The 12445-nt window shown below is 61.3% G+C and carries 13 protein-coding genes; 6 read left to right on the top strand and 7 right to left on the bottom strand.

What is annotated here, in order from left to right:
- Nucleotides 1–6: 6 nt before the first annotated feature.
- A complete protein-coding gene (locus ACLK1G_RS03030) occupies nt 7–906 on the bottom strand; it encodes a TIGR01777 family oxidoreductase (RefSeq protein WP_420764079.1) in 900 nt (299 codons plus the stop codon).
- 195 nt (nt 907–1101) lie between these two features.
- Here ACLK1G_RS03030 and ACLK1G_RS03025 point away from each other — a divergent pair, with 195 nt between their 5' ends.
- The 6 genes from ACLK1G_RS03025 (at nt 1102) to ACLK1G_RS03000 (ending at nt 6825) form a co-directional block, all read left to right on the top strand.
- A complete protein-coding gene (locus ACLK1G_RS03025) occupies nt 1102–2088 on the top strand; it encodes an NAD(P)/FAD-dependent oxidoreductase (protein ID WP_420764078.1) in 987 nt (328 codons plus the stop codon).
- Between the two features lie 171 nt (nt 2089–2259).
- Nucleotides 2260–3222, top strand: coding sequence for a YbgA family protein (locus ACLK1G_RS03020; protein WP_420764077.1), 963 nt, complete (start codon nt 2260–2262; stop codon nt 3220–3222).
- Nucleotides 3222–4160 carry a MerR family transcriptional regulator gene (locus tag ACLK1G_RS03015; RefSeq protein WP_420764076.1) on the top strand — a complete coding sequence of 313 codons (939 nt, stop codon included), beginning with the start codon at nt 3222–3224 and terminating at the stop codon, nt 4158–4160. Before ACLK1G_RS03020 ends, ACLK1G_RS03015 begins: the two co-directional genes overlap by 1 nt.
- An 11-nt stretch (nt 4161–4171) precedes the next feature.
- Nucleotides 4172–5611 carry a deoxyribodipyrimidine photo-lyase gene (gene phrB, locus ACLK1G_RS03010; RefSeq protein WP_420764075.1) on the top strand — a complete coding sequence of 480 codons (1440 nt, stop codon included), beginning with the start codon at nt 4172–4174 and terminating at the stop codon, nt 5609–5611.
- 133 nt (nt 5612–5744) lie between these two features.
- Nucleotides 5745–6491, top strand: a complete 747-nt coding sequence (locus tag ACLK1G_RS03005; RefSeq protein ID WP_420764074.1) for an SDR family NAD(P)-dependent oxidoreductase — start codon at nt 5745–5747, stop codon at nt 6489–6491.
- Nucleotides 6492–6519: 28 nt separating this feature from the next.
- A complete protein-coding gene (locus ACLK1G_RS03000; RefSeq protein WP_420764073.1) occupies nt 6520–6825 on the top strand; it encodes a YkgJ family cysteine cluster protein in 306 nt (101 codons plus the stop codon).
- Nucleotides 6826–6949: 124 nt separating this feature from the next.
- On the opposite strand, the gene ACLK1G_RS02995 is transcribed toward ACLK1G_RS03000, so the two are convergent.
- The 6 genes from ACLK1G_RS02995 to hemA all read right to left on the bottom strand — a co-directional run bounded on the left by ACLK1G_RS02995 (nt 6950) and on the right by hemA (nt 12330).
- Entirely contained in the window at nt 6950–7468 is a 519-nt protein-coding gene (locus ACLK1G_RS02995) for an acyloxyacyl hydrolase (protein WP_420764072.1), read from the bottom strand.
- A gap of 115 nt (nt 7469–7583) precedes the next feature.
- Entirely contained in the window at nt 7584–8375 is a 792-nt protein-coding gene (murI, locus tag ACLK1G_RS02990; RefSeq protein ID WP_420764071.1) for a glutamate racemase, read from the bottom strand.
- Nucleotides 8368–9123 (bottom strand): molybdopterin-synthase adenylyltransferase MoeB, encoded by a 756-nt coding sequence (locus ACLK1G_RS02985; protein ID WP_420764070.1) that lies wholly within the window; start codon nt 9121–9123, stop codon nt 8368–8370. Before ACLK1G_RS02985 ends, murI begins: the two co-directional genes overlap by 8 nt.
- On the bottom strand, nt 9117–9947 hold the full coding sequence (prmC, locus tag ACLK1G_RS02980) for a peptide chain release factor N(5)-glutamine methyltransferase (RefSeq protein WP_420764069.1): 831 nt from the start codon (nt 9945–9947) through the stop codon (nt 9117–9119). The genes ACLK1G_RS02985 and prmC overlap by 7 nt, the downstream gene beginning before the upstream one ends.
- A 14-nt stretch (nt 9948–9961) precedes the next feature.
- The gene (gene prfA, locus ACLK1G_RS02975) at nt 9962–11044 is read right to left on the bottom strand and encodes a peptide chain release factor 1 (RefSeq protein WP_420764068.1); all 1083 of its coding nucleotides are present in this window, start codon (nt 11042–11044) and stop codon (nt 9962–9964) included.
- Complete coding sequence (hemA, locus tag ACLK1G_RS02970) at nt 11041–12330, bottom strand: glutamyl-tRNA reductase (protein WP_039592198.1); 1290 nt, start codon at nt 12328–12330, stop codon at nt 11041–11043. The genes prfA and hemA overlap by 4 nt, the downstream gene beginning before the upstream one ends.
- Nucleotides 12331–12445 lie beyond the last annotated feature (115 nt).

Here is a 12445-nt window from a genome sequence, read left to right as displayed (position 1 = left end):
CCTATTTCAAAGGCGACCCGATAAATCTTCCAGGGCCGCGGGCAAATCAGTGAACTGGAATGAAAAACCCGCCGCCTGCAATCGGGCCGGCGTGGCGCGCTGGCCGCCCAGCAACAGCAATGACAATTCCCCCAACGCGACTTTCAGCGCAAGCTCCGGCATCGGCACCACGGCCGGGCGATGCAACACGTGCCCCAGGGCCTTGGCAAAATCGCGGTTGCGCACCGGGTTCGGCGCGCAGGCATTATAAGGACCGCTGGCATCACTGCGGTGCAGAAGAAAATCAATCAGAGCGATTTGATCGTCGATATGAATCCATGGCATCCACTGTCTCCCGTTGCCGATACGCCCGCCCAGCGCCAGTTTGAAGGGCAGCAGCAACCGCGACAAAAAGCCGCCCTCGGCGGACAGGACCAGGCCGGTTCGAACCAGGACCACGCGCAGGCCCAAGGCCTCGGCCCGCTGCGCCGTTTCCTCCCAAGCGATGCACAGCTGGCTGGCGAAGTCCTCGCTGACCGGCCCTGATTCCTCGGTCAGCTCCCGCTCGCCACCGTCGCCATACCAGCCCACGGCGGATCCGGAAATCAGCACCTGCGGTTTCTGCTCGCACCGTTCCAGCCATGCAAGCAAAGCCTCGGTCAACGTGATGCGGCTGCTCCACAGCAAGATCTTGCGCTTGTGGCTCCAGGGCCGATCAGCGATGGGCGCGCCGGCGAGGTTGACCACCGCGTCCACCGGCTCGCCAATCTCATCGAGCGCGGCGATGCCGCGCACCTGCGCCCCACAGATTTTCGCCACCTGCTCGGGTCGACGACTCCATACCGTCAAGCGATGGCCTTGCTCCAACCAGTGCTGGCAGAGCTGACGTCCGATCAAACCAGTACCGCCGGTCAGCAATATGTGCATGAGGTGTTCCTCGCATCGCGTTTTACCCGGCCCATTAGTCTATTTTTATAGGTAGAGATTTTTCACATCGGCCAAGGTCTGTTTCTAACAATAGGACAACCTGCCAAAACGCGAACGGTAAAACTTATACCAAAAACCAAAATTGTACAGGATTAAACGACGGCGTAGTCTGTACAGAAAGTAAACGAGGCCCTCATGACTGTACCTATCGCAATCATCGGCACCGGCATCGCCGGACTCTCCGCCGCCCAGGCCCTGACGGAGGCCGGGCATGTCATCCAACTTTTCGATAAAAGCCACGGTAGCGGCGGACGCATGTCGAGCAAGCGCAGCGACGCTGGCGCGCTGGACATGGGCGCCCAGTATTTCACTGCCCGGGACCGGCGCTTCGTCACGGAGGTGCAGCGCTGGCAAGCCAACGGCTGGGCAGCGGAATGGAACCCGCAGCTCTATCACTTCCAGGACGGGAAGATGAGCCCTTCACCGGACGAACAGACCCGTTGGGTCGGCACCCCGCGCATGAGCGCGATTACCCGTGCCCTGCTCGGCGACCTGCCCGTGCAGTTCTCCTGCCGCATCACCGAAGTGTTTCGCGGCCAGGAGCACTGGCATCTGCAGGACGCCGAAGGGTTCACCCATGGCCCGTTCGGCCAGGTGGTCATCGCCACGCCCGCGCCCCAGGCGACCGCATTACTGGCCGCGGTGCCGAAACTGGCTGGCGTGGCCGCCGGGGTAAAAATGGACCCGACCTGGGCGGTGGCGCTGGCCTTCGAACAGCCTTTGGATACGCCCATGGAAGGCTGCTTCGTACAGGATAGCCCTCTCGACTGGCTGGCACGCAACCGCAGCAAGCCAGGCCGCGATAGCAAGCTCGACACCTGGGTGCTGCACGCCACCAGCGACTGGAGCCGCCAGCACATCGACATGTCCAAGGAAGCGGTCATCGAACACCTGCACGGTGCCTTCGCCGAACTGCTGCACAGCGCCATGCCCGCTCCGAGCTTCAGCGTGGCCCACCGCTGGCTGTACGCCCGCCCCGCCAGCAGTCACGAATGGGGCGCGCTGGCCGATGCCGACCTGGGGTTGTACGTGTGCGGAGATTGGTGCCTGTCCGGCCGGGTCGAAGGGGCTTGGCTCAGCGGCCAGGACGCCGCGCGCCGGTTGCACGCCAGCCTCCAGTAGATCGCCCTTGCCTCCCTCGCTGCTGTCGCAATAGACAGCAGCCCATCTGCGCCCTCCGTGGCATCGCCCGTTCATTCCATTGCCGGTTGACTTGTGTCCATTCGGACCTATGATTAAAAATATTGTACAGCGAAGTAAATATGTACAAGATTTTTATCCCAGAGGTAGCTCATGCCCAGCGAAGCGAACGCCAAACCCAAGATTGCTATCAGCGCATGCCTGATGGGCGCCGAAGTTCGCTTCAATGGCGGGCACAAGCAATCCCAGCTATGCAGCCGCACGCTTAATGACTTTTTCGATTTCGTCCCGGTTTGCCCTGAGGTCGCCATAGGCTTGGGCATTCCCCGGGAACCGATCCGACTGGTGGGCAAACCCGAGCAACCCCACGCGGTCGGCACCGTGAACCGCGATCTCGACGTCACCCAACCGCTGGACGATTACGGTCGGCAAATGGCCGAGGAACTAAACGACATTTGCGGCTACATCTTCATGCAGAAGTCGCCGTCGTGCGGGCTGGAACGGGTCAAGGTCTACGATCACAACAGCGTGCCCCAGGACGGCGGCGGGCGTGGTATCTACGCGCAGGCCTTTTGTGCGCGCCATCCGGACCTGCCGGTGGAAGAAGACGGTCGCCTCAACGACCCGGTATTGCGTGAGAACTTCCTCACGCGAGTGTTCGTCTACGCCGCTTGGCAACCGCTGCGCCGTCGCGACCTGACCCGGCGCGATCTCATTGAATTCCACTCGCGCTACAAATACTTGCTGATGGCTCACGATCCGGTGCAATACAAGGCCCTCGGCAACCTGTTGGGCAACATGGGCACGTCGGATCCCAATGAGTTGGGCCCGCGTTATTTCAGTGCCCTGATAGCGGCCTTGAAAAAATGCGCCACCCGTCGAACCCACGCCAACGTACTTCAACATTTGAGCGGCTATCTCAAACGCGCCATCGGCGCCGATGACAAGCGGGAAGTGCAGCACCTCATCCAGCAATATCGCCTCGGCATCGTGCCCTTGGTGGTGCCGCTGACGTTACTCAAGCATCACCTGCGCCAGCATCCCGATCCATATCTCGCGCAACAGGCGTACCTGCAACCCCACCCGGAAAATCTCAGCCTGCGAAATGCCATCTGATGAACGACGAACCCGACTCCAGCGCCAGCGAAGACCTCGGCGCTGATTTTGCCACAGCGCTGGCGCAGGGCTGGCTGCCCATACGCGAAGTGTCCCGGCGGACCGGCGTCAACGCCGTCACGCTGCGTGCCTGGGAGCGCCGCTATGGCTTGATCGTGCCGCACCGCACCCCCAAGGGCCATCGCTTGTTCAGCGCTGAACATGTGCAACGGATCCAGAGCATCCTCACTTGGATCAATCGCGGCGTGGCCGTGAGCAAGGTCAAGCCGTTGCTCGACACTCCGCAGCCGCCCGACGAGCCATTGGAAGATGATTGGCAGTGCCAGCGCCACGCCCTTGCGCTGGCGGTGATGCAACTGGCCGAGCGGCAAGTCGATCATCTGGTCAACCAGGCGATGGCGCTTTACCCGCCCAGTACTGTTTGCGAACAGTTGCTGCTGCCCTTGCTCGACGAATTGCAGACACGTTGGCAAGGGCAGTTCGGCGCGCAGTTGGAGCAGGTGTTCTTTTATTCCTGGCTGCGCAGCAAGTTCGGCAGCCGGGTTTACCACAACAACCGCCAGGTGCATGGCGCGCCGTTGCTGATGGTCAATCATTCTCTGTCGTCCCAGGAACCGCACCTGTGGTTGGCGGCCTGGCTCGCCAGCAGCTCCGATTGCCCCGTGGAGGTCTTCGATGCGCCTTTGCCGGCGGGAGAGTTGGCGCTGGCGGTCGAACGGCTCAAGGCCCGCGCCGTGTTGCTGTATTCAAGCAATGCCTTGAACCTTTCCCAATTGCCTAGGCAACTGAATGCCGTCGACTGCCCGATCATCATCGCCGGCCCGGCCGTGTCCATTCATCTCGCCAGGCTATCCACCGACGTCTCGATGCCCCACGTCAGTTGGGCCGAAAACCCGCTCTGCGCTCACGCCGAACTGAGTCGTCGGGCGCTTCTTTAAAGAGTATGTCCATGCAATTGATCTGGCTGCGCAGCGATTTGCGCGTGCATGACAACACAGCGCTTGCCACCGCTGCCGCCCGAGGTCCCTGTGTGGCGGTGTATTTACCAAGCCCGGGGCAATGGCTTGCCCACGATGATGCGCCTTGCAAAGTCGATTTCTGGTTACGCAACCTGGCCTCTCTGAGCACGGCGTTGGAACGACTGAACATCCCGCTGCTGATCCGCCAGGCGCCCCATTGGGACCAGGCGCCCGCGATATTGGCCACACTGTGCCGGGAGCTGAACATCGATGTCGTGCATGTCAACGAAGAATACGGCCTGAACGAAACCCGACGGGATACGCAGGTCGCTCGTGCACTGGCCGGCGAGGGCGTCGAGTTTCATAGCCACCTCGACCAGCTCTTGTTCAAGCCTGGCAGCGTGCTGACCAAGACCGGCAACTATTTCCAGGTATTCAGTCAGTTTCGCAAGGTGTGCTACCAGCGCTTGCATTTCTCGCTACCAAGCCTGGTTCCCACGCCTGCCCCACAAACGCCCACCACCATTGCCAGCGATCCAGTGCCGACGTGCGTCGAAGGTTTCGAGCCACCCAGCGAAACGCAGCGGGCCCTCTGGCCCGCCGGCGAGAGCGAAGCCCGGCGACGGCTGGAGGGGTTTGTCGAACAACACATCGAAGACTACCTGACTGAGCGGGATTTCCCGGCCAGGCCTGGCACCAGCCAGCTTTCGGCCTACCTGGTGGCCGGCGTGGTATCGCCACGCCAATGCCTGCACGCGGCATTGCAGGCCAACCAGGGTGAATTCGAAAGTGGAAATGCAGGAACAGTGACCTGGATCAATGAATTGCTTTGGCGCGAGTTTTATAAACACATCTTGGTGGGTTATCCGCGCGTGTCCCGCCACCGCGCGTTTCGCCCGGAGACTGAGGCCTTGGCCTGGCGCCATGCGCCGGATGAACTGGCCGCGTGGCAGCAGGCGCGCACCGGCCTGCCGATTATTGACGCAGCCATGCGCCAGCTACTGGAGACGGGTTGGATGCACAACCGGTTGCGGATGGTGGTGGCCATGTTCCTGACCAAGAACCTGCTGATCGACTGGCGCGAAGGCGAACGTTTCTTCATGCGCCACCTGATCGACGGCGACTTGGCGGCCAACAATGGCGGCTGGCAATGGAGCGCCTCCACCGGCACGGACTCGGCGCCCTGGTTCCGCATCTTCAATCCACTGAGCCAATCACAGAAATTTGATCGCGAGGGACTGTTTATCAAGCGTTGGCTGCCTGAATTGAACGATCTGGATAACCAAAGTGTCCACCGCCCTAATACCCAGCATGAATTGTTTCGCGCGACAGATTATCCGGCACCGATTGTCGATCTGGCCCAATCAAGGTCGCGGGCGCTGGCGGCTTTCAGGCAATTGCCGTCTCGCCAGGTCAGCCAATCGGGCTGAAGGGCGGTAATCGAACATGAAATCCCTGAAAGCGGAATGCAAATCGTTCATGACGATATATAGTCTTACTAATCTCTGGGCTCTGCATGGTAAGCCGTGCCTCGATACGTTACACAATTAAAGGAGAAAGGGATTGGGACGAAGGTATTGGCTAACCGGTGCGGCTGATGGCGTAGGTGCCTCGCTGGCTGAGGCATTGCTTCAGACCGGGGCGCAGTTGGCTATCGGCTCGTCTAAATCGTCCAAGCTCCTTTCCCAGCGCTATCAAGGCCAAGTCTTGGCGCTGCCGGCCAACATGACCAATAGCCAGATCGTTCGAGAAGTCGGCCAATTGATTTCCCAGCAATGGGGCGCATTGGACACGGTCATCATCAATGCCGGGACGGCCGAATACGTTGAAGGCCAACCGGCTGACCATACGCTGGTAGAACATATCGTCCGCAGCAATTTGCTGGCCGCCAGCTTTTGCGTTGAAGTGGCGCTGCCGTTATTGCGCCAGGGGGTCACGCCTCACCTGGTGGGCATCGCCAGCCCCGTCACTTACCTGGCGCCTTCTCACGCGGCGGGCGACGGCACTACGCTGCGCCAGGTGTTTGAATCGGTTCGTGGCGCCCCGTCGGGCAAAGGCATCGACGTAACGCTGGTTATCCCAGGCTTCGACGACCCGGCGATGGGTCTCGACGGTAGCCTTCCCATCCCGACCCGATGGTCGGCCCCAGCGACGGCGAACTACATCTTGGCGCAGTTGAACGAACGCCCCCACGAAACGCCCCTACCCGCCGCCTCCATGAAGACCCTCTGGCCGTTACCCTCCTCGGCCAACAACTTTCCCGCGGACACCCATCCCGCTGGCGAATCGCCGATCAAGGGACAACCCTGATCGACCCGGTTGCCTTACACTGCGCGCCATGAAAACCATCCCCCTCGTTGAACTCCCTGCGCCGGTCGTCACGTGCTCGACATGCGCGGCGTGCTGCTGCCAGCTGGAAGTGATGTTGATCACCGATACTGGCGTTCCGGAACGTTTCATCGACACCGACGATTGGGGTGGGGAGGTCATGCTGAGGCTCGATGACGGCTGGTGCGCGGCGCTGGATCGCGACAGCATGATGTGCACGATCTACGAAAAGCGCCCGCTGATCTGTAGAGAATTCGAGATGGGCGCGCCGGAGTGCTTGGAAGAACGCCAGGGCATTGCGACGGCGTATCGATAAAAGATGAACTGACGGACTGGACCCCTGTGGGAACGAGCTTGCTCGCGATAGCGCTGACCAGACGATCACAAAGTGGCTGGTCGATCACTATCGCGAGCAAGCTCGCTCCCCGGTTTTTTTGCTGTTACAGCGGCATTGTGTAATGCAGGGCGTAGCTTTCCACCCCGTCGTTGTCCGACGAGATCCCAGCGTTGGAATAGTGAGTGGCACGAATGCCCACTTCGTGTCCGCCATTGAAGCGCAAGCCGAAACCGACACGGTCTTCGAACTGGAACGACGTACCGAGCTTGTTGGTTTCGACCTCGGTATTTTCAAAAAACGCCACGCCGATCCCCGCCTCGATGTAGGGCTTCACGTTCTGACCCGCAAATTCGTACACAAACACAGGCGAGAACGACAGGCTATGGTTACTGGAAGTCTTGTCCCCTTCCCAGTAAGTGTAGGCACCGCTCCAATAACCGGTCAGCCGCCCCACGTCGCTCTGCAGCCAGCTCTTGTCCCAATCGAATTGCATCCCCAGGCGATAGGTCATGGTCGAGTCGCCGGTCTGGCCGACCCCGAACTCCACGCCCGCCGCCTGTGCGGTGTAAGTGTGCCCCAGCAACGCAGCCGCAAACGCAGCAAAGCAGAATAAACGCTTCATTAGAAACATCCTTTTCCGACAGCCTTAGTTAGTTTTTTCTTACAAACAGACAGAGCTATAGAAATCCGCGCTAAAACAGAAGTTCAGCGGGATTTACATAATTTTCACGTTTTTTTTACAGGACAAAGCTTCGCACAATGCCGGAAGAATTCCATAGCATTGGTAGGATTTTTCTTAAGTGTGACGGATCGGCACTGCTCCAGAACTGCGTTTCGCCAGCAGGCCCGTCGGCAGATAGCGCTCGCTCGCCCAGTAAGCGCTGGAGTTGGCGAGCCACGGCGGCGCCAGTGTCGATCAGCCTGACATCCTCCGGAACCATCTCTTTGAGCAGTGGCTTGAGGAATGGATAGTGCGTGCAGCCGAGGATTACCGTGTCGCAACCAGCCGCCAGCAAGGGCGCAACGTAGCCTTGCAGCAACTGGCGCAAGGCCGGGCTATGCAAGTCGCCAGCCTCGATCAGCTCGACCAATCCGGGACAGGGTTGCGTGACCACTCGCACGTCCGTGGCGAAACGATCGAGCAATGCGGCAAATTTGGCGCTCTGCAAGGTGCCTGTGGTGGCGAGCACACCGACGATGCCGCTTCGAGTGGCCGCGGCGGCCGGCTTGACCGCCGGCTCCATGCCGACAATTGGCCAGTCCGGATAATCACGACGCAGCTCAGCCACTCCGGCGACGGTTGCCGTATTGCAGGCCACCACCAGTGCCTTGGCTCCCTGGCGTTGAAAAAAATCGGCAATGATCGCGCACCGCCGTCGGATGAATTCCGGGCTTTTTTCTCCGTAGGGAATATGCCCGCAATCGGCTACGTACAGCAGCGACTCGTTGGGCAGCAGTCGGCGAATTTCCCCCAGCACCGACAGCCCGCCGACGCCCGAATCGAACACCCCGACCGGCGCCTCACTCATGTCGGGAACCGCAGACGCCGCACCCCGGATCGCGCTTGACCCGCAATTCGCGAAAACGCGTACCCAGCGCATCGATCAACAACAGGCGCCCCACCAGCGGCTCACCAAAGCTGGCCAACAGTTTCAAGGCCTCAAGCGCCTGGAGACTGCCCACCAACCCCACGAGCGGCCCAAGAACGCCGGCCTCGCTGCAGGTCAGCTCGGCTTCGCTGCCGTGCCCGTAGAGGCAGTGGTAACAAGGGCTTTCGGGGCGGCGCGGGTCGAATACCGACAGTTGGCCCTCCAGGCGGATGGCCGCGCCGCTGATCAAGGGCTTGCCCGCGGCGACGCAGGCTGCGTTCACCGCTTCGCGGGTGGAAAAGTTGTCGGAGCAGTCCAGCACGACGTCGACCGCCGCCACCGCGTCAGCCAGGCTGTCGTCGTCCATGGCCGCTGGATGGGGGACCAGTCGGACTTCAGGGTTGATGGCGGTGAGGCGGCGCATCGCCGAATCGACCTTGGTCAACCCGACGCTATCAGTGTCGTGGATGATCTGTCGCTGCAGGTTGGTCAGGTCGACCGTGTCGAAGTCGGCCAGGTGCAACTCGCCGACACCGGCTGCGGCCAGGTACAACGCCACTGGCGCGCCCAGGCCACCGAGGCCGACAATCAATGCGCGGCTCTGCTTGAGGCGCAGTTGCCCATCGATGTCGACGTGTTGCAACAGGATCTGTCGACTGTAGCGCAGCAGCTCTTGATCGTTCAGCACGGCAGGCGTCCCAGACTGATGCGTTCGTGATCACCGAGGTCCTTGCGGCTATGGACCTGGGCAAAACCTTGTTCTTGCAGCAGCCCCCGCACCGCGTCGGCCTGGTCATAACCATGCTCGAGCATCAGCCAGCCGCCTGCCTCGAGGTGATCGGGGGCCTGCTGGACAATCACGCGCAAATCGTCGAGCCCGTCCGGCCCCGCCACCAGCGCACTGGCCGGCTCGAAACGCACGTCGCCCTCGGCCAGATGCGGATCGCTGGCGGCTATATAGGGCGGGTTACTGATGATCAGCCCGAAACGTTCGCCTTCCAGCGCACTGAACCAGTGGCTGCTCAGGACTGCGACGTTACGCAGGCCCAGGCGCTGGCGATTGCGTTCGGCCAACGCCACAGCCTCCAGCACACGATCGACCGCCGTCACGCTCCAGGCCGGACGCTCGCTGGCCAATGCCAAGGCAATCGCGCCGCTGCCGGTGCCCAGGTCGAGGACCCGGGCCGGCGTGGCTGTCAGCAGCTCCAACGCAGCCTCAACCAGCAACTCGGTGTCGGGACGCGGGATCAATGTGTGGGGCGCGACTTCCAGGTCCAGTTTCCAGAAACCCTGCTGCCCGAGGATATAGGCCACCGGCTCGCCGGAGCGACGACGGCGTAGATATTCGGAAAACACCAGCGCGGCCTCGCTCGGCACGATCCGCTCGGGCCAGGTGTGCAGGAAGCTGCGGGACTTGCCCAGGGCAGCGGCCAGCAACAACTCCGCATCCAAGCGTGACGTGGGCGAATCCGGCAATTCGGCGGCGCGAAGCAAACTGGCGATGATGGTCATTGGGTCACCCGTGCTTACTCGCCAATCGCGGCCAGTTGGTCGGCCTGGTATTCGGCGAGCAAAGGCTCGATGACGGCGTCCACACCACCGGCCAGGATCTCGTCGAGGGAGTACAACGTCAGGTTCACCCGGTGATCGGTCACCCGGCCCTGGGCAAAGTTGTAGGTACGGATGCGCTCGGAACGGTCGCCCGACCCCACCAGCAGTTTGCGCTCGCTGGCGATGGCGTTGGCGGCGGCGCTGGTCTGCTGGTCGTTGAGCTTGGCCGAAAGCCAGGCCATTGCCCGTGCCCGGTTCTTGTGCTGGGAGCGTTCTTCCTGGCACTCGACGACGATGCCCGAGGGCAAGTGAGTGATGCGGATCGCCGAATCGGTCTTGTTGACGTGCTGGCCACCAGCCCCCGAAGAACGGTAGGTGTCGATCCGCAGGTCCGCCGGGTTAATCTCGATGGCTTCCTGCTCGTCCGGCTCGGGCAACACCGCGACGGTGCAGGCCGATGTATGGATGCGGCCCTGGGATTCGGTGGCCGGCACCCGTTGTACGCGGTGGGCGCCGGATTCGAACTTCAACTTCCCGTAGACGTTGTCGCCCTCGACCCGGGCAATGACTTCTTTATAGCCACCGTGTTCGCCTTCGTTCTCCGACAGGATCTCCACCCGCCAGCCGCGACGCTCGGCATAACGCGAATACATGCGAAACAGGTCGCCGGAAAAGATCGCGGCTTCGTCGCCGCCCGTGCCGGCGCGGATTTCGAGAAAGACGTTTCGTCCGTCATTCGGGTCCTTTGGCAGCAACATGCGTTGCAGATTGCTTTCCAGCTCGACCAATTGTTCCTTGGCTTCGCGCACTTCCTCCACGGCCATTTCGCGCATGTCCGGGTCGCTGTCCTTGAGCAGCGCCTGGGCGCCCTCGAGGTCGCCCTGCACTTTGAGCAGTTGCTTATAGGTGGCGACAATCGGCTCGGCTTCCGCGTACTCCTTGGAATAGGTGCGGAATTTGTTCTGGTCGGAAATGACTTCGCCGTCGCCCAGCAAGGCGGTCAGTTCCTCGAAACGGTCCTGGAGAATGTCCAGCTTATTGAGCAGTGACGCTTTCATTGCGATTTTTTATCCGAAAAGCTATCCGGTGAAGCCTCACCGAGGGCGAAAAGTTCCTGGGCCATGGCCAGCGCATCGAGGCGGCCCTCGGCCGTCAGCTTCTTGAGCTGGACGCTTGGGGCATGGAGCAATTTGTTGGTCAGGCCGCGCGCCAGTTGCACCAACACCTCTTCGGCGCTGCCGCCGTTGGCCAGCAGGCGCTGGGCCTTTTGCAATTCTTCGTCGCGCAGGCGCTCGCTTTGCTGACGATACGCCTTGAGCACGTCCACCGCCGCCAGCTCGCGCAGGCGCACCATGAAATCCTCGGCGCCAACGGTGATCATTTCCTCGGCGGCCTGCGCCGCGCCTTGCCGGCTCTTCAGGTTCTCGGCTACGACTTCGTGCAGGTCATCGACACTGTAAAGGTATACGTCGTCCAGTTCGCCAACTTCGGGCTCGATGTCGCGGGGCACGGCAATGTCGACCATGAAGATCGGTTTGTGCTTGCGCAGTTTCAAGGCGCTTTCCACCGCGCCCTTGCCCAGGATCGGCAACTGGCTGGCGGTGGAACTGATGACGATGTCGCTGTGCACCAGTTCGGCGGGAATATCCGACAGCAGCACCGCATGCGCACCGAATTGCTCGGCCAGGGTACTGGCGCGCTCAAGGGTGCGGTTGGCGACCACGATGCGCTTTACCCCCAGGTCATGCAGATGGCGGGCGACCAGGGTGATGGTCTCGCCAGCACCGATCAGCAGCGCCTGGCTGCGTTGCAAATCGCTGAATATCTGCTTCGCCAGGCTGACAGCGGCAAACGCCACGGACACAGGGTTTTCGCCAATGGCGGTGTCGGTGCGCACTTGCTTGGCGGCGTTGAAAGTGGCCTGGAACAGACGCCCCAGCAGCGGCCCGACGGTGCCGGCCTCGCGCGCCACGGCATAGGCCGACTTCATCTGGCCGAGAATCTGCGGTTCGCCGAGCACCAGCGAATCGAGCCCCGAAGCGACACGCATCATGTGACGAACGGCCGCATCGTCCTCATGTACATAGGCACTGGCGCGCAGCTCTTCCAGACTCAGGTCATGGTATTCGGCCAGCCAGCGCAGCACCGAATCGGCCGAGACGTGATCCTGTTCTATATAAAGCTCACTGCGATTACAGGTGGAGAGGATCGCAGCTTCGCGGCTGTCGGTGAGTCGGCAGAGCTGCTGCAGGGCCTCAACCAGCTGCTCAGGCGTAAAGGCCACGCGCTCGCGGACATCTACTGAAGCAGTCTTGTGGTTAATACCAAGTGCAAGGAAGGCCATTCAAGGTCGCTGATGGTGACGTGAAGCCGGCAATTGTCCTACTTCGCCAGATTGAGAACAACCACCACCGACTATTGTCACAATTACCTGTGCCTATAAGGCATCCGCCGAGACT

Origin of the sequence: Pseudomonas algeriensis (assembly GCF_048847255.1) — a bacterium.
Taxonomy (GTDB): Bacteria; Pseudomonadota; Gammaproteobacteria; order Pseudomonadales; family Pseudomonadaceae; genus Aquipseudomonas.
Note: the sequence above shows the minus strand (reverse complement) of the source record. Positions and strands in the feature narration are given on the sequence as shown.